This window comes from Saccharibacillus endophyticus, assembly GCF_013185185.1.
Classification (GTDB): domain Bacteria; phylum Bacillota; class Bacilli; order Paenibacillales; family Paenibacillaceae; genus Saccharibacillus; species Saccharibacillus endophyticus.
In genome coordinates this window covers 544,790-565,317 of record NZ_JAAZWE010000005.1, presented here as the reverse complement: position 1 = coordinate 565,317, position 20,528 = coordinate 544,790, and the positions used below count along the sequence as shown (strand labels likewise).

At 52.5% G+C, this 20,528-nt stretch carries 21 protein-coding genes and 1 tRNA gene; 17 read left to right on the top strand and 5 right to left on the bottom strand.

Annotation, left to right across the window (positions count from 1 at the left end):
* Positions 1–66: 66 nt before the first annotated feature.
* The 5 genes from remB to dnaA all read right to left on the bottom strand — a co-directional run bounded on the left by remB (position 67) and on the right by dnaA (position 4,675).
* Positions 67–318, bottom strand: coding sequence for an extracellular matrix regulator RemB (gene remB, locus HRQ63_RS19820; RefSeq protein ID WP_172246882.1), 252 nt, complete (start codon positions 316–318; stop codon positions 67–69).
* 29 nt (positions 319–347) lie between these two features.
* Positions 348–1,442, bottom strand: coding sequence for a DNA replication/repair protein RecF (gene recF / locus HRQ63_RS19815; protein WP_216674011.1), 1,095 nt, complete (start codon positions 1,440–1,442; stop codon positions 348–350).
* A gap of 133 nt (positions 1,443–1,575) precedes the next feature.
* Positions 1,576–1,794 (bottom strand): S4 domain-containing protein YaaA, encoded by a 219-nt coding sequence (yaaA, locus tag HRQ63_RS19810; RefSeq protein WP_172246880.1) that lies wholly within the window; start codon positions 1,792–1,794, stop codon positions 1,576–1,578.
* Positions 1,795–2,019: 225 nt separating this feature from the next.
* The gene (dnaN, locus tag HRQ63_RS19805; protein WP_172246879.1) at positions 2,020–3,162 is read right to left on the bottom strand and encodes a DNA polymerase III subunit beta; all 1,143 of its coding nucleotides are present in this window, start codon (positions 3,160–3,162) and stop codon (positions 2,020–2,022) included.
* Between the two features lie 157 nt (positions 3,163–3,319).
* Positions 3,320–4,675, bottom strand: coding sequence for a chromosomal replication initiator protein DnaA (gene dnaA, locus HRQ63_RS19800; protein ID WP_172246878.1), 1,356 nt, complete (start codon positions 4,673–4,675; stop codon positions 3,320–3,322).
* A gap of 1,158 nt (positions 4,676–5,833) precedes the next feature.
* On the opposite strand from dnaA, the gene rpmH reads away from it, so the two are divergent.
* The 17 genes from rpmH (at position 5,834) to rpsF (ending at position 20,452) form a co-directional block, all read left to right on the top strand.
* Positions 5,834–5,968, top strand: a complete 135-nt coding sequence (rpmH, locus tag HRQ63_RS19795) for a 50S ribosomal protein L34 (RefSeq protein ID WP_018976936.1) — start codon at positions 5,834–5,836, stop codon at positions 5,966–5,968.
* A gap of 69 nt (positions 5,969–6,037) precedes the next feature.
* Positions 6,038–6,415, top strand: coding sequence for a ribonuclease P protein component (gene rnpA / locus HRQ63_RS19790; RefSeq protein WP_172246877.1), 378 nt, complete (start codon positions 6,038–6,040; stop codon positions 6,413–6,415).
* A gap of 129 nt (positions 6,416–6,544) precedes the next feature.
* Entirely contained in the window at positions 6,545–7,432 is an 888-nt protein-coding gene (locus HRQ63_RS19785; protein WP_229714296.1) for a YidC/Oxa1 family membrane protein insertase, read from the top strand.
* Between the two features lie 76 nt (positions 7,433–7,508).
* Positions 7,509–8,366 carry an RNA-binding cell elongation regulator Jag/EloR gene (gene jag, locus HRQ63_RS19780; RefSeq protein WP_172246876.1) on the top strand — a complete coding sequence of 286 codons (858 nt, stop codon included), beginning with the start codon at positions 7,509–7,511 and terminating at the stop codon, positions 8,364–8,366.
* Positions 8,367–8,587: 221 nt separating this feature from the next.
* Positions 8,588–9,964, top strand: a complete 1,377-nt coding sequence (mnmE, locus tag HRQ63_RS19775; protein WP_172246875.1) for a tRNA uridine-5-carboxymethylaminomethyl(34) synthesis GTPase MnmE — start codon at positions 8,588–8,590, stop codon at positions 9,962–9,964.
* Between the two features lie 474 nt (positions 9,965–10,438).
* Positions 10,439–12,325 carry a tRNA uridine-5-carboxymethylaminomethyl(34) synthesis enzyme MnmG gene (gene mnmG / locus HRQ63_RS19770; protein WP_172246874.1) on the top strand — a complete coding sequence of 629 codons (1,887 nt, stop codon included), beginning with the start codon at positions 10,439–10,441 and terminating at the stop codon, positions 12,323–12,325.
* Between the two features lie 2 nt (positions 12,326–12,327).
* On the top strand, positions 12,328–13,050 hold the full coding sequence (gene rsmG, locus HRQ63_RS19765) for a 16S rRNA (guanine(527)-N(7))-methyltransferase RsmG (RefSeq protein WP_172246873.1): 723 nt from the start codon (positions 12,328–12,330) through the stop codon (positions 13,048–13,050).
* Positions 13,051–13,617: 567 nt separating this feature from the next.
* The gene (gene noc / locus HRQ63_RS19760) at positions 13,618–14,442 is read left to right on the top strand and encodes a nucleoid occlusion protein (RefSeq protein WP_172246872.1); all 825 of its coding nucleotides are present in this window, start codon (positions 13,618–13,620) and stop codon (positions 14,440–14,442) included.
* Positions 14,443–14,476: 34 nt separating this feature from the next.
* A complete protein-coding gene (locus tag HRQ63_RS19755) occupies positions 14,477–15,238 on the top strand; it encodes a ParA family protein (RefSeq protein WP_172246871.1) in 762 nt (253 codons plus the stop codon).
* A gap of 4 nt (positions 15,239–15,242) precedes the next feature.
* Positions 15,243–16,085, top strand: coding sequence for a ParB/RepB/Spo0J family partition protein (locus HRQ63_RS19750; protein WP_172246933.1), 843 nt, complete (start codon positions 15,243–15,245; stop codon positions 16,083–16,085).
* A gap of 43 nt (positions 16,086–16,128) precedes the next feature.
* Positions 16,129–17,298, top strand: a complete 1,170-nt coding sequence (locus HRQ63_RS19745) for an aminotransferase class V-fold PLP-dependent enzyme (RefSeq protein ID WP_172246870.1) — start codon at positions 16,129–16,131, stop codon at positions 17,296–17,298.
* 172 nt (positions 17,299–17,470) lie between these two features.
* A complete protein-coding gene (locus HRQ63_RS19740; RefSeq protein WP_172246869.1) occupies positions 17,471–17,977 on the top strand; it encodes a DUF4446 family protein in 507 nt (168 codons plus the stop codon).
* Positions 17,977–18,234: a putative Se/S carrier protein gene (locus HRQ63_RS19735; protein ID WP_172246868.1), complete on the top strand. Its 258-nt coding sequence runs from the start codon at positions 17,977–17,979 to the stop codon at positions 18,232–18,234. Before HRQ63_RS19740 ends, HRQ63_RS19735 begins: the two co-directional genes overlap by 1 nt.
* Positions 18,235–18,370: 136 nt before the next feature.
* Positions 18,371–19,492 carry a mechanosensitive ion channel family protein gene (locus tag HRQ63_RS19730; protein WP_172246867.1) on the top strand — a complete coding sequence of 374 codons (1,122 nt, stop codon included), beginning with the start codon at positions 18,371–18,373 and terminating at the stop codon, positions 19,490–19,492.
* Positions 19,493–19,510: 18 nt separating this feature from the next.
* Positions 19,511–19,717, top strand: coding sequence for a DUF951 domain-containing protein (locus HRQ63_RS19725; protein WP_037286122.1), 207 nt, complete (start codon positions 19,511–19,513; stop codon positions 19,715–19,717).
* 186 nt (positions 19,718–19,903) lie between these two features.
* A tRNA-Ser gene (locus tag HRQ63_RS19720) sits at positions 19,904–19,994 on the top strand.
* A 167-nt stretch (positions 19,995–20,161) separates the two neighbouring features.
* Positions 20,162–20,452: a 30S ribosomal protein S6 gene (gene rpsF, locus HRQ63_RS19715; protein WP_037286125.1), complete on the top strand. Its 291-nt coding sequence runs from the start codon at positions 20,162–20,164 to the stop codon at positions 20,450–20,452.
* The last annotated feature ends 76 nt before the right edge of the window (positions 20,453–20,528 follow it).

Sequence of the window (20,528 nt, the reverse complement as noted above, 5' to 3'; positions counted from 1 at the left end):
ACTTGCAGCATCAATTCAGTCAACGCAATTAGGAAAAGGAATCGCTATAAACCGGACGATCCGGCGTTATAGGCCCGACACGAACGACTTCGAACGCTTTTTGAGCGTTGCGGAGGAGATCGGCGAGTAATAGACGACAGACTTGGTGACGACGATCGATTTGGCTTCCTCTTCGCCGATCGTTTCCACCACTTTGTTTTCTCTGGCGGCGTTGACGAACTGCTTGGAGATGCGCGAAGACTTTTCGATCGAAACGTCGAAGATGGCGACCAGCTCCGAAGAGCGGATGATTTTTTCGCCGCCGAGATGGATATACATAAGAACTCGAAGCCTCCTTGAGAACGCCTTTAGGATTCGACATGCCCTTCGCTGACCTGATAAATATGCGCGCCCTGCAGCTTCTCCGCATGAATCGTTTCGATTCCCGTTGCGGTAATGAACGTCTGCACCCGGCTCTGGAACGTCTCGATCAGCTGGGTCTGTCGGTACGGATCGAGTTCGGACAATACGTCGTCGAGCAAAAGAATCGGATATTCGCCGATTTCTTCATGAATGAGTTCAATCTCTGCCAACTTCAGCGAGAGCGCAGTCGTCCGCTGTTGGCCTTGAGAACCGAAATTATGCACTTCTTTTTCGTTGATGAAAAAGCTGAGGTCGTCCCGATGGGGTCCCGCAAGGGTCGTTCCCCGACGGATTTCCTGTTCGCGCACTTGTGATAATTTTATCATAAATTGTTCCAATAAGACAGCTTCATCTTCCTCCTCGGCTTCGCCGAACGAAGGGACGTAACGCAAGACAAGCTGTTCCTTGCCGCCGGTTATCCCCTTGTGGATATCTTCCGCCCAGACTTGCAGCTTGCGGATAAACCGCTTGCGTCGGCGCACGATATTGGCACCGTGCTCGGCAAGCTGTTCGTTCCAGATCTCCATCATGACCGGGTCCGGGGTCTTGCCGTAGGACTGTTTCAGCATGTTGTTGCGCTGGAGCAGCACTTTCTGATACTGCTGGAGATGGAACAGGTAACTCGGTTGAACCTGACCGATCTCCATATCGAGAAAACGACGACGGATCCCCGGGGTACCTTTGACGATCTCCAGGTCTTCCGGGGCGAACATGACCGCGTTCAGCGTACCGATAAAATCGCTCAATTTGCGCTGCTCCAGACCGTTGATCTTCGCTTTTTTTCCTTTCGGCGAAAGAGAAAGTTCAAGGTGGACGTTTCCGTATTTTTTCTCCACATGACAGCTTGCGTAAGCGGCATCTTGGCCGAATGCGATCAGCTCGCGATCTTTGGACGTACGGTGCGATTTGGTCAGTGCGAGAACGAACAACGACTCCAGCATATTCGTTTTTCCCTGGGCGTTCCGGCCGATCATCAGGTTCACGCTGCCGAAGTTTTCCAGTTTCAATTCGTCATAGTTGCGGTAATTCCTAAGTGCCATGTCCCTAACTTGCACGTGATTTCGATGCCTCCTGTGCGCCTGCCGCAAAATGAAGACGAGGCCGCTTTTGCATCCTGCAAAGCCGCCCCGTCTGCTGTGGATTGTGGATAACACGATTTTTGCGGGAAAAGGATTAGTTTTCCTTGATGACTTTGTACGTGCCTTCGCCGTCGACTTCGACGGTGTCGCCCGGATACAGTTTGCGCCCGCGGCGCTCTTCGCTTTCGCCGTTGACCTTGATCAAGCCTTCGGCGATCAGCATTTTGGCGCTGCCTCCGGTGGAGATGCAGTCGGCGAGTTTCAAAAAGGTATCCAGCTTGATGTATTCGGTGCGGATGGAAACTTCGTTCATCGGTTTTGTCTTCCTTTCGGGGGAGGTGCTGAGGAAAAGGCTCTGCGGCTGCGGGGAAGTGCCGTTACGATCGCTGTTTCCCTCGGGAAGAAGGATTGGATTTTAAAGTGGAATCTTCCCGAGGTCAAAGGCGAGCGCTATCGCTTCTTCACTGGAACTTCCCCTGCGCCTTCGGCCTTTTCTTCAGGACTGGGTATCTGTATTTTAGGGATAAATCTTTAGAGATCAGTTCGTCGTGCGGTAGGGCAGGATGATGTAGAGGCTGTTGCTCTCGTCTGTCGGTTCGATGATGATCGGGCTCATGACGCCGGTGAAGCGGATCGTCAGCTGCTCGCTTTCGATGACTTTCAGAACGTCGAGCATGTATTTGGAGTTGAACGACAGGCGAAGTTGTTCGCCTTCGAATTCGGCTAACTGAATTTCTTCCTGCACGCGGCCCAGTTCGGTCGAGCTGGACGAAATTTCGATGCCGCCTTCTTCAAGCGTCTGCATGCGCACGATGTTCGTTTTTTCTTCGCGGGACAGCAGGTAGGCGCGGTCGATCGACTCGCTCAGGTTTTTGGTGTCGAGCAGCAGTCTTGTTTTATGGCTCGACGGAATGATTTTCGACGTGTCCGGGTACAGGCCGTCCAGGATGCGCGAGTAGAACAGGACGCGATCGACTTTGAACAGGACCTGGTTGTCGGCGACGACGATATCAACCAAAGTGTTTTGATCCGGAATGATTTTGCTCAGTTCGTTCAACGTTTTGCCGGAAATGACGATGTTGTTGAATTCGAGTTCTTCCGCGCCTTCGAGTCGAACGGTACGCGTCGCCAGGCGGTGACGGTCGGTTGCGACGAATTTGAGCTGTCCTTCTTTCAAGCTCCACATTACGCCGGTCAGAATCGGAGTCGTCTCCTGAGTCGAAATGGAGAATACCGTTTGACGGATCATATGACGCAGCAAATCGCCGGGTACGGACAGTACGCGGTTTTCTTCGATGCTCGGCAGTACCGGGAACTCTTCAGGGTCCAGACCTACGAGCTGAATGTCCGTTGCGCCCGCACGGATAAAGGTCTGGAATCCGCTGCCCACTTCCATCTCGATCTCCGAGGTCGGCAGCTTTTTAATGATCTCCACGAAAAATTTGGCCGGAAGCACGACGCTGCCCACTTTTTCCACGGTTACGACGGTTTTGTTGCCTTCTTCCGCCGGAATAAAGGATTGGATCGAAATGTCGGTATCGCTTGCCGTTAATGTTACACCATGATAAGCCACGTCGAATTTAATCCCGCCGAGAATCGGAATCGTGGTTCGGCTGGAAATGGCTTTGGATACATGTTGAATGGCTTCGCTGAGGTGGGATTTGGAAATGCTGATTTTCATCTCGTCACTCCTGTAATAGATAATATATTCTTTAAGATCTTTATAGTAAAAGTAGTAGGGGCACTGAATATGTGGATAAACTCAGAAAAGTGCCGAAAAACATAACAAACTAAGCCTATCCACATGTGTATAAGTTGTGCATAGGCTTTTTGTTTATTCAGGAAGGATTTTTTATTTTCTCGGTCAGGCTGTGGACAACTTTCGAGAGTTCTTGGTCCACTTTCAACGAATGGGTGATCTTTTCATGCGCGTGAATGACCGTCGTATGGTCGCGTCCGCCGAACGCTTCGCCGATCTTGGGCAGCGAGTAGTCGGTCAGTTCGCGCGACAGATACATGGCGACTTGGCGCGGGAAGGCGATCGCCTTGGTCCGTTTTCTCGCCTTAAAGTCTTCCATTTTCAAATTATAGTACTCGCCGACACGCTGCTGGATGTCCTGGATCGTAATGATCCGAGGCCGGCTGGACGGAATGATGTCCTTCAGCGCTTCGGCTGCCAGATGGGCGGTCACGTCTTGATTGGTCAACGACGAATAAGCTACGACGCGAATCAGCGCACCTTCAAGCTCGCGAATGTTGGTGTCGATCTGGTTCGCGATGTACATCATCGCTTCGTTCGGCACATCGAGCTTCTCCGCACGTGCTTTTTTCCGCAAAATCGCGATCCGAGTCTCCAAATCCGGCGGCTGGATATCGGTAATCAATCCCCATTCGAACCTCGAACGCAGACGTTCTTCCAGGGTCGGGATCTCCTTCGGAGGCCGGTCGCTGGAGATAATGATCTGTTTGCTCTCCTCATGCAGCGCATTGAACGTATGGAAGAACTCTTCCTGCGTCGACTCTTTTCCCGCAATGAACTGAATATCGTCGATCAGCAGGATGTCGATATTGCGATACTTGTTCCGGAAGCTTTCGCCGCGGTTGTCGCGGATCGAGTTGATGAACTCGTTCGTGAATTTCTCCGAAGAGATATAAACGACGCGGCTGCTCGGATTATGCTGCAAAATGTAATGGCCGATCGCGTGCATCAAGTGCGTTTTTCCGAGACCTACGCCCCCGTATAGAAACAAAGGGTTGTAGGCTTTTGCCGGCGCCTCGGCGACGGCGAGCGATGCCGCGTGGGCAAACCGGTTGCCCGAGCCGATGACGAACGTATCGAACGTGTACTTGGGATTCAACATATTGGCATTCGCTTCAACATTGATTTGAACCGGAGCCGGCGGCGGAGTCGACTGCTTTTGCAGCGACTCTTCTTCGTGTCCGGGTTCTTCAATGACGAACTTAACCGTGACGCTGCGTCCGAGCACGTCGAAAGCGACCTGCGCCACCAGTTTGGTATATCGGCTTTCCAACCATTCCACGGCAAAAGTCGTCGGCGCCGATACGGTAAGCGCTCCGTTGGTGAGGTGAATGACCTGAGTCGCTTTGAACCAGGTGTCGAAGCTGGGTTTGCTCAGCTTAGTTTGGATGATAGATAAAATTTGTTGCCACAATTGAGCGGTATGGCTGTCCACAAACTGTCACTCCTTTGAAAATCGTGCGATGTGGCTTAAGCCGGAGCGTCCGCCGAGAGTTTTCGGGATTGCAGGTTGTCTTCAAACGACTCGTTCGAATCTGATTCTTCACTTCCGCCGCCGCGCCCACTCAGGCCGGAAGCCGATCAAGAAGCGGAGTTCGCGAAACGAGGAGCATAACGAAGACGAACCTAGGGAAGCCGAGAGAGGTTATCCCCACGATCCATAATTATGGGAACAAAAAAAGAAGGATAAACAGAACTTGTTCACAACGTTATCCACAGACTGTTGATAATATAGAGGCTAAAACCGAATATTCACACCGAAAAGTAATCTAATCATAGCAAAAGAAGCCGTTCATTTCAACGGTTCATGCTATTTTATCCACAAAACCAAGACCTTGTGCATAAAACATATCCACACCACTAGATATTGTTCATAACGTGTTTAAAATTGACCTGTGAATAAAATGACTGCGCAAAAATATACACAGGCCAAAAGGCAATACGGTGGAAAAGTGGGTTACGCAAAAACGTCTCTTTCGCACGGCAGCCAGGTAGGGTTTGAAAGGGGGGCTGTGGATAACCATGAGAACACCCGAAACCCGAATTCGGATCCCGGATTGCGAAAAACCTGAAGTTCGAGAGGGTCGAAGGTCCAAGGGAAAAGATCGAAAAAAGGACAAAGCCGAAAAAGAGGGAGCAACGAATAATCGCGATTTTTAAAAAGGGAAAGAGGAAGCAATTCGTTCGGGCCCGCGAACGGATTCGTCGAATTGTTCAAAAAGAGCGAAGAGGCCCGATCCGTTCTTGGATCGCCGTCGAATGTATTCCGGCGCAGCTCGGCAATCGAGCGCAGTCCAGCAGACTTCATTTGTTTAAAAGGCCGGAACGGCGCCATTTCCAGTCGATTTAAACCAAGTTAGCAATGCGAGGAAGATTGCTTGCGGAATTGCCTTTCCTTATATATAAGTATTCCAAGCCTATTTTTTTCGTTAAAAAAGAGGGAGGATTACGAAGAAGTTTACTTGACTTTGCTGGAAACGCATGATTAAATGATAAAAGGCATGTTCTGCGAGAAGAAGAACGAATGTGTGTAATTATATTGGTTTAGCATATTGCAAAACCTGTACTACCCGTAAAAGGAGGTGCTATTGTAATGGGTCCTACTTTCAAACCAAACACCCGCAAGCGCAAAAAGGTGCACGGATTCCGTAAAAGAATGAGCACGAAAAACGGCCGCAAGGTGCTGGCTGCTCGTCGTCTCAAAGGCAGAAAAGTGCTGAGCGCGTAAGCTTGGGCACATGAGCGAAGACCACCTGGAGGTGGTCTTTTTTTCTTAATAAAGGGGACGCGAGAAAAGGTGCAAAAGAAGCTGCGATTACGGAACCGTGCCGAGTTTACCCGCGTATACCGTCACGGCAAGTCCTTCGCGAACCGGCAGCTGGTCCTGTATTGGTTTCACAAACGGGATGTCGATCAGTTTCGCATGGGCGTGTCGGTCAGTAAAAAGGTAGGCAATGCGGTTGTCCGAAACCGGATACGCCGTTTAATGAAGGAAATCGTTCGGCATCATGCCGGCGAAATCGTGGATCATGTCGATCTGGTGTTCATTATTCGAAAAGGCGCGGTCGACATGGATTACAAGGAATTGGAGAAGAGCGTGCTGCACGTGCTTCGCAAGTCCTTGCTGCTCAAGCGTAAAGGTCGGCAGGACCGACCGGGGGAGACTTCGAAGTGAAGCGCTTTTTCGCGTTTCAAATGAAGGGCTAATTATGGTATGATTTTCACAACTGCAAGCGGTTTGCCCGATGCGGGAGGAAGTCCTGCGGGAGTGCAGGTACATGAAGGTTAAGAGAGGGGTTATCTAGTGTCTCATTTGTTCAAACGCAGAGGCAAGTGGGTGATGGTTATCGCCGCTGTTCTGCTGATTGCCGTCCTTGCGGGCTGTACGCCGGCCACGACGCTGCATACGACGGAAGACTTGAAAAACAGCGGCAGCTTCTGGCAGAGCAACGTCGTCTACTGGTTCGCGCTGGCGCTTGACTCGTTCGCGGAATGGTTCGGCGGCGAATACGGCCTGGCCGTCCTGCTGCTGGTACTGATCGTACGTACGCTGATCCTGCCGTTGACGATCAAATCCGTCAAGAGCTCGAAAGCGATGCAGGCGATCCAGCCGGAAATGCAGAAGCTGAGAGAACAATACAAGGACGATCCGCAGCGCATGCAGCAGGAGCAGATGCGCCTGTTCCAAGAGAACAAGGTCAATCCGGCCGCAGGCTGTTTGCCTTTGATCATCCAAATGCCGATCTTTATCGCGCTGTACAATGCGATCATTTATAACAGCGATTTGGCGCAGCACTCTTTCCTCTGGATGGAGCTGGGCAAACCGGACATTCCGCTCACCCTGTTTGCGGCGGCGACGACGTTCCTGCAAACTTGGTTGATGATGCGTCAAAATCCGGCACAGCAGCAAGGACCGATGAAGTTCATGTTGTTCGTTTATCCGGTACTGATCTTCTTCATGGGTTATCAATTCCCGTCCGCTCTCCCGCTCTATTGGGCAATGAGTAACGTGTACACGATCGTGCAAAACTTCTTCTTGTACCGCAACAACGATTCGAAAGCGGCAGCTGCCGTGATCGCGCAGCAAGGCGGAGCAAAACCTGCCGGCAAAAACGGTACTTCCGGCGGCGTGAGCTTGTCCAAAGGCGCAGGCCCGGTATCGAGCCGCAAAAAGAAAAAGAAAAAACGTTAAGTTTACGATCATAGAAGATAGCTGAATAACGAGCGTGTGCAAAAGACGAAGCGTAACATGAGGGGGCGCGGATTCGATGACGAGCAAAGTGACGGCTGTAGGAAAAACGGTAGATGAAGCCATCTCGCTGGGACTTGGGCAGCTTGGCGTAACGAGGGATCAGGTTGAAGTGAACGTGCTGGAGCACCCTTCAAAAAAATTCCTCGGTTTGTTCGGCGGGCGTGAAGCCAAAGTCGAGCTGTCATTGGTTCGTTCCGGACGTGTGCCGGAAGAAACGGCAGCTCAGGTTGCTCCGATTGTCGAAGCCGAGAATAACCGCTCTACGTCTACTCGATTGGGAAGTCCGAATTCTGCGGCACCGGGGCCCATGAAAGCAGAAGCCTCGGCGCATGCGGAATCCGCACCAAGGCGCGAGCAGCCGAATCCGGTCATGCTTGCGCCGGATGAAGCCGAGTCGCTCTCTGATGAGACGACAGGCGCTCGCCCGATGGAACGTTACCACGAGGCCGCCGATTTCATTCGTGAAGTTGCCGGTGCGATGGGACTTGACGTGGAGGTCGACGTTCGGAAAAATCGGGATGGCGGCCTGCTGGATATCTCCGGTCCGGAGCTTGGCATGCTGATCGGACGGCGGGGGCAGACGTTGGATGCTCTTCAACTGCTGGCCGGCGTCGTTGCGAATAAAGGTTCCGATAAGTTTGTACGGTTGACGCTGGATGCGGAAAATTTCCGGCGTCGCCGGGCGAAAACATTGGAAGACTTGGCGGATCGCCTGGCGGAACGCGTCGTTCGAACCCGCAAGGAAGTCGTGCTGGAGCCGATGCCTCCGCAGGAGCGAAAGGTTATTCACGCCAGGTTGCAAAATCATCCTGAAGTCGATACGGGAAGCCGTGGTGAAGAACCGAATCGCCGCGTCGTCATCACGCTCAAATAACGGTGTATTCCAAAGTGAGCATTCAGGCGAGCGCCCTCTTTGTCCCCTGCGGCAAAGAGGGCCTCTGCTGTTTGCGCCGCGATCGAATATTTGGGTAAACCATTGAATTTGAAATCGAAAGAAACGGGGAATTGAAGCTTTGGGTTTATCGACCGAGGCCTCCCGTTTTTTCTTGTATATAAGACAGGCAAAAGTCAGGCTTGGAAAGAGAGGCATACCTAATGATTAGCGATACAATAGCGGCAATTTCCACAGCAGTCGGCGAAGGCGGGATTGCCGTAATCCGCGTTAGCGGTCCTGAAGCGGTAGGCGAAGTGAGCCGATTGTTCCGCGGCGCGACGCCGTTGACGGAAGTGCCGAGTCATACCGTCCATTATGGATTCATGATCGATCCGGACACGAAAGAAAAAATGGAAGAAGTGCTGGTTACGGTTATGCTGGCGCCCAAATCGTTTACGACCGAAGACGTGGTGGAAATCAGCGCGCACGGCGGCGTCGTATCCGTTCGTCGGATCATGGAGCTGCTGCTCAAGCAGCGTATCCGCCTGGCGGAACCGGGCGAGTTTACGAAGCGCGCCTTTTTGAACGGACGTATCGATCTGTCGCAGGCGGAAGGCGTGATCGACTTGATCCGTTCGAAGTCCGACAAAGCTTTTTCCGTCGCGTTCAAGCAGGTGGAAGGCGATCTGTCCCGTCGGATTCAACAACTGCGGCAGACGTTGATCGAGACATTGGCGCATATCGAAGTCAATATCGACTACCCCGAGCACGACGTGGAATCGATGACCTCGTTATTTATCCAGGAAAAATGCGGTTCGGTTTTGACGGAAATCGAGCGCTTGCTCCACACATCGAATCAGGGCAAGATCCTGCGCGAAGGCATCACTACTGCTATTGTCGGACGTCCTAACGTCGGGAAATCTTCGCTGCTCAACGCGCTGTCCGGTCAAAACCGCGCCATCGTGACCGATATCCCGGGCACGACGCGCGACGTGATTGAAGAGTTTATCACCATCAACAATATCCCGCTCAAACTGCTCGATACCGCCGGGATTCGCGAGACGCTGGACGTAGTCGAAAAAATCGGCGTCGAACGTTCGCGTACCGCGCTGAACGAAGCCGATCTGATCCTGCTCGTGCTCAACAACGGCGACGAATTGAACGAAGAAGAACAGCAGTTGATGGAGCAGATCAGCGGTCGTCAATCGATCGTGATCTTGAACAAAATGGACCTGCCGCAAAAAGTCGAAACGGAAAAAGTGCGTCAGTTCTACAAAGAAGAGCTGATTGTGCCGATGACCGTTAAAGAGGGAGAAGGCGTTGACCGACTCGAAGAAGCGATCTCGTCCTTGTTCTTCGCCGGCAAACTCGAAAGCGCCGACCTGACCTATGTATCCAACGTTCGCCACATCGCGCTGCTGCACCAAACGAAGCGCTCGTTGATTGATGCCATCGAAGCAGCCGAAATGTTCGTCCCGATCGACATGATCCAGATCGACGTCCGCTTGGCTTGGGAACAACTCGGCGAGATTGTCGGCGACACTGCCCAAGACTCGTTGATCGATCAGATCTTCTCCCAGTTCTGTCTGGGCAAGTAAGGTCGATTTCGTACAGAGCTTTTCATTCTTTTGCTTTTCGCATTAACCATTCTGTTCAGCCTCATATCGGCCCTATATAGATGAAGCAATTTTTCAGGACCCTACCCCTGAAATTTCTCCAATCCTTTCCTTGCCCTTAAAAAGCGATGTTCAACCGAACAAAGCAGCCCTTTTCTTTTCACAAAAACCAAAGCGAAGCCGGTGAACGAGGGAAGTGGAATGTCCTGAAGAAGCGCAGCGCTAGTACCTTGTCAACTCTTAATCAGAGAATTACGGTTGGCTGAAATCCACACGCTTTAGGTGGATTTCAGACGGACGTGACCTTACTTTTAGCGTTGACAAGGTACTCGCCTCTGTTTTCGGAATGCCCCCTCAGCCATACATCCAATCAGGCATTCCGAAAACAGCACGCGATCGTAAGGACATTCCACGCAGCGAGTTCACCCCAGGCGCAGCTACCCCAGGAGGATCAACATGACATACACAGGCGGAGAATTCGACGTTATCGTCGTCGGCGCCGGACATGCCGGCGTCGAATCGGCATTGGCCGCGGCCCGGATGGGCTGCAAAACATTGATGGTCACCATCAACCTCGATATGGTCGCGTTCATGCCCTGCAACCCGTCGATCGGCGGTCCGGCAAAAGGACACGTCGTGCGCGAAATCGATGCGCTCGGCGGCGAAATGGGACGCAATATCGACAAGACCTTCATCCAGATGCGTATGCTGAACACGGGTAAAGGCCCGGCTGTTCACGCTCTGCGTGCCCAAGCGGACAAGTTCTCGTATCAACAAACGATGAAAGAAACGATGGAAAAAGAACCGAATCTGACGATGCGTCAAGGGATGGTCGAAGAACTGATTGTTGAAGACGGCAAGTGCGTTGGTGTCGTAACCAAGACAGGTACACGCTACATGGCTAAATCGGTCGTGATTACCACGGGCACTTACCTGCGCGGCAAGATCATTATGGGCGAACTGACGTACGAAAGCGGCCCGAACAACCAACAACCTTCTGTTCGCCTTTCGGAAAACCTGCGCGAACTGGGCTTCCAACTGGTTCGTTTCAAAACCGGTACGCCTCCGCGCGTGCACAAAGATACGATCGATTTTTCGAAAACGGAAATCCAACCGGGCGACGACAAGCCGAAGTTCTTTTCTTATGAAACGAAAGGTTCGAGCAACGAGCAGCTGCCTTGCTGGCTGACGTATACGTCGCCGGAAACGCATCAGATCATCAACGACAACCTGCACCGCGCCCCGATGTTTTCAGGTCTGATCGAAGGTACGGGTCCGCGCTACTGTCCGTCCATCGAGGACAAAGTGGTGCGATTCAGCGACAAATCGAAGCACCAAATCTTCCTCGAGCCGGAAGGCAAAAACACGTCGGAGTATTATGTGCAAGGACTGTCCACAAGCCTGCCGGAAGACGTGCAGTTGAGCATGCTGCGCACGATCGCCGGTATGGAAAAGGTCGAAATCATGCGCAACGGCTACGCGATCGAATACGACGCGATGGTTCCGACGCAATTATGGCCGACGCTGGAAACGAAGCTGCTGCCGGGTCTGTTCACGGCCGGACAAATCAACGGAACATCGGGCTACGAAGAAGCTGCGGGTCAAGGCATCATGGCAGGCATTAATGCTGCGCGCAAAGCGCAAGGCCGCGAAGGCGTCGTGCTGGATCGTTCGCAAGGTTATATCGGCGTGCTGATCGACGACTTGGTTACGAAAGGCACCAACGAACCGTACCGTCTGCTGACTTCGCGCGCGGAATACCGTTTGCTGCTCCGTCACGACAATGCCGACCTGCGCCTGACGCCGATCGGTCATGAGATCGGACTGATCGCCGACGAGCGTTACGACCTTTTCCTGGATAAAAAAGCAAAAGTCGAAGCGGAGATCAAACGTTTGGGCAAAGCGAAGGTTCACCCGGATCAAGTGAATCCGATGCTGGAGCGTTTGGATTCGGCGGTCATCAACAACGGTTCCGACCTGCTGACCATCCTGCGTCGTCCGGAAGTGTCGTACGCCGATATTCAAGACATCATTCCGACGGAGATCGAATTGAACGAAGAAATGAAAGAACAAGTCGAGATCCAAGTGAAGTACGCGGGCTATATCGAGAAGCAGCTTGCCCATGTGGAACGACTGAAAAAGATGGAACAAAAGAAGCTGCCTGAAGACCTGGCTTACGATGAAGTTCGGGGCTTGGCGATGGAAGCGAAGCAAAAGCTGTCAGCGATTCGACCGTTGTCGATCGGACAGGCTTCGCGCATTTCGGGCGTTACGCCCGCCGATATTTCGATTCTGCTCGTTTACCTGGAACAGTATAACCGGGTAGCGGCTGCACGGGGGTAAGCATGGACGATATTCAACAACGCTTCAGCGATCGATTGAAGGAAAAAGGCATTGAATTGAACGAGCAGCAGCTTGAGCAGTTCGAGACGTACTACAAGCTGCTGGTCGAGTGGAACGAGAAGATGAACCTGACCGGGATCACCGAGCGCGAACAGGTGTATGAGAAGCATTTTTACGATTCGCTGACGCTGGCCTTTTACGTGGATATGAAAAAAGTGACCAGCCTTGCCGATATCGGCTCGGGTGCAGGCTTCCCCGGGGTACCGCTAAAGATTGCTTTCCCGCATCTCAAGCTGTGCATTATCGACTCGCTTAACAAACGCATCACGTTCCTTAAAGCCGTCTCGGAAGGTATCGGGCTGAAAGGCGCCGAGTTCCTGCACGGCCGCGCCGAGGAGTGGGGACACAAGCGAGGCTACCGCGATTCGTTCGATCTCGTTACCGCGCGTGCCGTGGCACGCCTTGCCGTACTGAACGAATTCTGTTTGCCTTTCGTGAAAAAGGACGGCATTTTTGCCGCGATGAAAGGAACGGACCCTACGGAAGAAATCGCCGATTCGCAAAAGAGCCTGCGCGAGCTGCGTGGAGAAATCACGAATGTGGACGCGTTCCGGCTGCCGTTCGACGAATCGGACCGTCATATTATCCGGGTGTTGAAATTCGAGATTACGCCTTACAAGTATCCGCGCACCCCGGGACTTCCGATGAAAAAACCGTTGGTGTAATCATTGTGTTTCACGTGGAACAGACTGCAGCACCATGACCGCGTAAGAAGTTAGGTTACGTCCACCGAAAACCCGCTTGAACCGTGCGTGTTTCCGATGGACGCAAACCTTAGATTTGATGCGGTCAAAGTACTAGCATGAACGGTAAAAGGTTCAAAATCGCCGCCTTCGGGCGGCGTTTTTTTGTCCGGATCGAGCTCGAATTTTGATTCGGCGAAAAGAATCCCAGGGGATTTCAGGATAGGATTCATGTGGGAAAAGTGATAAACTGAAGTTGTCTGTTTCCAGACTTTTTTGAGTTTAACGAATAGAGAATCCTATTAAGTTTCCGTTAAAAAGGATGTCGATCGCGCGTCATGTCGGCGAGATCATATGTCCTGTTGCAAATGGCTGAAAGAACAGGTTTTGCGGATGGCGGCTGAAGCGGAATATGACGGTTGTCGGAAGATGCGGGGGGAACGCAGCGGCACCGAAGATTCGCCGGTATCTTGCGAAATCGGGAGTTGAAATTTCTTGAGAAGGACGGCGCATGCTGCCGACTTCCCGGAATAGGTGGTCATGTTCGGAATGAAAGAGCAATTTTCCAAATTATTCGGGCTGACGGAACGCTCGGCCGCAGACGAGGTCAAGCAGATTCCGGTAGGCGAGATCGTCGGCAGTCCTTATCAGCCGCGAACGATCTTCGATGAAGAGAAGATCGAGGAGTTGTGCCAGACGATTCGAACGCACGGGATCATTCAACCGATCGTGGTTCGTCTGCGCGGCGGCAAACACGAGATCATTGCGGGTGAGCGTCGCTGGCGTGCGGTTCGTAAGTTGGGCCTTCCCACGATCCCGGCTATTGTGCGCGAGTTCAACGATTCGCAGACCGCTTCGATTGCACTGATCGAAAACTTGCAGCGCGAAGGTCTGACGGCCGTCGAAGAAGCGATGGCTTACGCGAAGCTAATCGAATTGCATCAACTGACGCAGGAAAGCTTGGCTCAACGACTCGGTAAAAGCCAGTCGACGATTGCCAATAAGCTTCGCCTGCTTCAACTGCCGGAAGAAGTCAAGTCGGCTTTGATGGAGCGTAAAATTACGGAGCGTCATGCGCGGGCGTTGCTTTCGCTGAGCGGCGAAGAGCTTCAGCTGCGTGTACTCAAAGAAGTCGTCGAAAAAGAGCTGAACGTCAAACAGACGGAAGCACGGGTTGCCTTTTACAAGGAAAAGGAAGCCGTGTCGACCAAAAAGTCCAAGCGAGTCTCGTATACGAAAGACGTCCGGCTCGCACTGAATACGATTCGTCAGTCCATCGATATGGTATCGGGATCGGGAATGGATATTCAGACGACGGAAGCGGACCAAGGGGACCATTACGAGATCGTGATTCGGATTCCGAAGAAGTCCTGACGGAATCATCAAAAGCCAACCGAGGTGAATCCGATTGTCCAAAATTATCGCAATTGCCAACCAGAAGGGCGGCGTCGGTAAAACGACGACTTCCGTTAACCTGAGCGCAGGCCTGGCCAAGCTGGGTAAGCGCGTACTGCTGATCGACATCGACCCGCAGGGGAATACGACAAGCGGCGTCGGAATCAACAAAGCCGATGTGGAGCATTGCATTTACGACATTCTCATCAACGAAGTGCATCCGAAAGAAGTCATCGTGCCGACGCGTATCGAAGGACTCGACGTGATTCCGGCGACGATTCAACTGGCAGGAGCCGAGATCGAGTTGGTGCCGGTCGTCACTCGGGAGCTTAGGCTTAAGAAGAACATCCACCTGGTCAAAAAAGACTACGATTATATCCTCATCGATTGTCCGCCTTCCCTCGGCATTCTGACGATCAATTCGCTTACGGCTGCCGACTCGGTCATTATTCCGATCCAATGCGAGTATTACGCATTGGAAGGGTTGAGCCAACTGCTTAACACGGTGCGCCTCGTACAGAAGCATCTCAACACCGAACTCCAGATCGAAGGCGTATTGCTGACGATGCTGGACGCGCGCACGAATCTCGGCATTCAGGTCATCGAAGAAGTGAAAAAGTATTTTCAGGATAAAGTGTACGGGACGATTATTCCGCGCAATGTGCGTTTAAGCGAAGCGCCTTCGCACGGCCAGACGATCATGACCTACGATCCGCGATCCAAGGGAGCGGAAGTCTATATGGAGCTGGCAAAGGAAGTGGTTATCGGTGAATAAGAAATTGGGCAAAGGGCTCGGCAAAGGACTGGATGCCCTGATTCCTTCGTTATCGATAGGCGAAAATGATAATGTGGTAAACGTTCCTTTGAATCGGTTGCGCGCCAATCCGTATCAGCCGCGGCATTCGTTTGATGAGGAAGGATTGCGAGAGCTGGCCGAATCTATTCGTCAGCATGGCGTGATCCAACCGATCATCGTTCGAAGCGTGTTAAAAGGGTATGAGATTATCGCAGGCGAACGTCGAACGCGTGCGTCCGCTTTGGCAGGTCGAACCGATATTCCGGCTGTCGTTCGCGAGTTTACCGATCAGCAGGTGATGGAGATCGCGCTGATCGAGAACGTTCAGCGCGAGAATTTGAATGCGATGGAGATCGCGGTCGCCTATCAATCGCTGATGGACGAATTCAAGATGACGCAGGAAGAGCTGTCGGTCAAAGTCGGAAAGTCCCGCTCGCATATCGCGAACTTTTTGCGCCTGCTGACGCTTCCGGAGGAAGTAAAAGACTTTGTTTCACGTGGAACGCTCTCGATGGGGCACGCCAAAGCGATCGTCGGATTGAAGAATCCTTCGATTCAGATACAACTGGCCGAGCAGGCAATCCGTGAAGGGTGGAGTGTTCGCGATCTTGAAGAGGCAGTTCAAGAAGCGGGAAACAAGGCGAAAAACAAAGCGAAAAATAAACTCAAAAGACGCGATCCCTACATTGAAAATGTCGAGGAGTCGCTGCGGGAGCATTTTAAAACGTCAGTCAAGATCAAACCGGGCAGTCAGGAAAAAGGCAAGATCGAATTGAGTTATTATAACCAGCAGGATTTGCAGCGTTTGCTGGACCTGCTTCAATAGAAGGTTCCGCGTCAGGCGGACGCGCACGGAAGGAGAACCGAACATGAACAGAGCAAGCGGTAAGCCTGTCATTTATCTCGATCACGCCGCAACTTCCTGGCCGAAGCCGAATTCGGTGCTTGAAGCGATGCGGCATTCGATGCTGGAAGAAGCGGCCAATCCCGGCCGCGGCGGACACCGCATGGCGATTGCCGCAGGTCGAGTGCTGATGCGGACGCGGATGGAGCTTGCTCGCCTGTTCGGCATTTCGAATCCGAGCGATATCGCCTTTATGCCGAATACCACGGCTGCGCTGAATCAAGCAATCAAAGGACTGCTGCGACCGGGGGATCATGTGATCGCGACGATGATCGAACATAATTCCGTTCGTCGTCCGTTGGAGTACATGCGTCAAGAGCACGGTGTTCAAATCGATTACGTTCAGGTCGACGAAACGGGGAAGATTGATCTGCTGCAGCTAAAGTCGCTTTGTCGCGCCAACACCCGCCTGATCGTATGCAACCACAGTTCGAACTTGCTCGGTAACGTATTGCCGTTGACGGATATCGCTGAGATTGCTCGCAGCCGGGGGGCTTTCTTCTTGGTGGATGCCGCTCAGAGTGCGGGGGTCATGGATATCGATGTCGGGGCTTCAGGCATCGATATGCTGGCTTTTCCCGGACATAAGGGACTACTGGGTCCGCAGGGAACAGGCGGGCTGTACATCCATCCTTCCATCGATCTTGTCCCCTTGATCCATGGAGGAACAGGAAGTCAATCCGAAGAAGCCAATCAACCGTCCGTGCGTCCGGATCGATATGAGTCAGGTACGCCGAATACCGTAGGTATTGCCGGATTGGGTGCGGGAGTTCGTTATGTTCGAAGTGAAGGACCCGCTGCGATAGGTCGTCGCGAGTGGGAGTTAACGCAATCGCTGATGGAACAACTGTCCTCGGTAGAGGGACTTCGCTTGCTAGGCCCGCAATTGGGCGAACCGCGTACGGGCATCGTTTCTTTTACGCTGAAGGGAATGGATTCGGCTGAAATTGCTTTCCGATTGGATCGGGATTACGGCATCGCCGTCAGAGCCGGTTATCATTGCACGCCGCTGGCGCATCATTCGGCCAACACGTCGATAAGCGGCGCGGTACGCAGCAGTTTCGGCTGCACAACGACCCGGGCCGATATCGAAGCACTGATTATCGCCATGCGGGACATAGCAGCTTCCGTGTAAGGCGGCTCAAAATCGGGTAAATATCGAAAATGCACCCGAGCCTCGTACGTTGACCGCTTTTACGCATTTCCAATACATCGGCGCGCATGCAAGTGGCCGGGATCGCCGCTTGTCGATCCGTTTCGCTCGCATGCGCGCCGCAGATAAGCGACAGAAGGGAAAGAGTCGAAGCATGACAGAATTGAATGAGTTAGTTTCCGAGCAGATATTCGTAATAATGTCCCTCCTGGCAGTACTGGTGCTTATCCTTCTGATTATTGCGATTGTACAATCGGTCAAGCTGGGCCGACTGCGTAAGCGGTACGAACGCATGATGGCGGGTGCAGGAGTCGAAGACCTGGAATCGCTGCTGCTCAATTTGAAAATGCAGACGGATTCCGTCGAAGACGAGCAGGAGAAACAGCGGCGTTCGCTTATGATGATCGAGCAGCGTCAGCGGATGTCGAAGTCTAAGCTCGGCATCAAGCGCTACAATGCATTTTCCGATCAAGGGAGCGACCTCAGTTTTTCCCTCGCGCTGTTGGATGAACTGGATAACGGTATCGTTCTGAGCGGCCTGCATAACCGGGACAGCTCTTACGTATACGCCAAGCCGCTTGAACAAGGGACGTCGAAATACGCGTTGTCGCCGGAAGAAAAAGAAGCGGTTGAGCTGGCGCGCCGAGAGGGGCAACAGTGATGGGCGCGCGCGTTATGGCATTCGACTCCTCCCAGCAGGCGCTTCGCGCCGAAATGTTGCTGGAAGAGCGGGACATTGCTTTCGACATGATTCCGACTCCCGGAGCCATTACGGCGGGATGTGCGTTGAGCCTTTCTTTTTCGACGGAAGAGCTCGGGCGTGTCATGGCGGTTGTGCAAGAAGAACATATCGAGATCCGCGGAATTTTCCGGGCTAGCGATTCTTCCGGCGAGGGCTCCTTCGAACAATTGGTCTGATCGACTATAACGAATACGAACGAGGTACCCGTGCCCGGGTCGCAATGTGTCTATCCCAGATGCTGATGCGATTCGGGCGTTGTGCCAGTATGCGGTCTCGACCGACTGAAACCCTGCAAAAGGAAGGAGTGGTAGCATGTTTGAAGGATTTTTGAGTACAGCAACGACGAATACGGCTACAGACGGGACAGAGGGCGGCAGCGCGCCGGAAGCACCGGCGGGCGATCCTTCGGAGACGGTCCAAGAGGCGTTATCGTTTACCGCAAAACTTTGGGATCAGGTGACGGACCCCGCGATGTGGTGGGGACTTGCCGATACGGCGATACGCATTGTGTTGATTATCATTTTGGCGCAGATTGCGATTCGTATCGCCTACAAGGTGATTGATCGGGCCTTGCTGAAACAGAAGCAGGATAGCGGGGAAAATAAATTCCGCGTCAAGCCGCGCCGGTTCGTGACGATAGGCAAGCTGCTCAAAAATATGGTCGTGATCGTGCTTAACTTTATGATGTTGATGCTGATCATCTCCGAACTCGGCTATGATCTGGCTCCTCTGATTGCGGGTGCAGGCGTAATCGGCCTTGCGATAGGCTTCGGTGCGCAGAGTTTGGTCAAAGACGTTATTACCGGATTTTTCATCGTCTTTGAAGATCAATTCGCGGTAGGGGACGTTGTCCAGATTGCCACCTTCAAAGGCACAGTCGAAGTCATTGGTCTGCGAACAACCCGGCTGCGTAATTGGAACGGTGAAGTTTATGCGATTCCGAACGGAACGATCACGAACGTAACGAACTTCTCATTGGCCGATGCCAAAGCCGTAATCGATATTCCGATGAGCGCTGACCGTGCCTTGGATGAAGCGACCCATCTGGTTGCCAACTCCTTGGAAAAGGTTAGCGATGAAAATGAAAAGGTATTGGGTACTCCGAAAATTCATGGCGTGCAAACGATGACGACCGGGGAGTATACGCTTCGCGTTACGGTAAGCTGCGCACCTAACGCTCAGGCAGAAGTAGAAAGCCTGATCCGGGGCGAGGTGAAGCGGGCGATGGAGCGAAGCGATGCTTTGAAGCAGGCGCTGGCCGAAGAGGCCGAGCGCAAGGCTCAAGCCGCAGAAGAGGAACAAGCCCGTGAATCCGCTACTGCGTCATCCGAGATCGCGGAGACGAAAACGGAAGGGCCGGGCAAACCGGAGTCGGAAAAAACCGATGCGGAGAAGACGCCGAATACGGAGGACAAGCCGCATTCGGCACAGTAAGCGAAGGGGGTGGCCCGGTTGGAACGCAAAGTATTCGGCTTGGGAGACATCGTACAGATGAAAAAGCCGCATCCGTGCGGCAGCAACGAAATGGAGATCATTCGCATGGGCATGGACATTCGGATCAAGTGCGTCGGCTGTCAGCATAGCGTGTTGATCCCGCGCGTCAAGTTCGAGAAAAACATGAAGAAGGTGCTGAAGTCTGCGGCAGCGGACGAGCAATAAGCAAAGGCTTCGGGTTAGCGGCTTGTCTTCATTTACTGAAGGCAAGCCGTCGACCTGATTCGAGTTTAATCGGCGTTCGGATCGAAGCTTCGTCGAACTTCGGAAATATTTTTGCGAATATCGATAAAGCGCTTGATTTTTGTTTGAGCCTGCTATATAATAAATTCTGTTGTGACACTTATTTACGGAGAGGTACCCAAGAGGCCCAAGGGGGCTGACTCGAAATCAGTTAGGCGTGTCAAAGCGTGCGTGGGTTCGAATCCCACCCTCTCCGCCATATTGTTACTCAGACTAACGACCGCGGGTCGTTTTTTTGTTTTGAAGGGCTGGAAATTTTTATTGATGCCATAAGCAAAGTCTGATATAATAATACGGTCCGGGCTTAACGCCCGTTCCTTGCTCCCAACCTGATTGGGGGCCTTAGTCCAAGAGGAGGTGAAATATATGCGTAACTATGAAGTGATGTACATCATTCGTCCAGACGTTGAACAAGAAGCGGTAGACGCCGCAATCAATAGATTCTCGGGCATCATCACTGACGGTAACGGCGAAATTACCAAGCACGATGCTATGGGTAAGCGTCGCCTCGCGTATGAGATCAAGAAACATCGTGACGGATTCTACGTTCTGACTAACTTCACGGCTGAACCAGCTGTCGTTACAGAGCTTGAGCGCGTCATGAAGATTTCCGATGATGTCATCCGCTACCTGATTACCGCAGTACCAACGAAGTAACAGTCGATCTAAGAGACTATATCCGGACAAAAGCGAATAGGCTGCTGTCGCGGTATAGACTCCAGCGGCAAAGGAG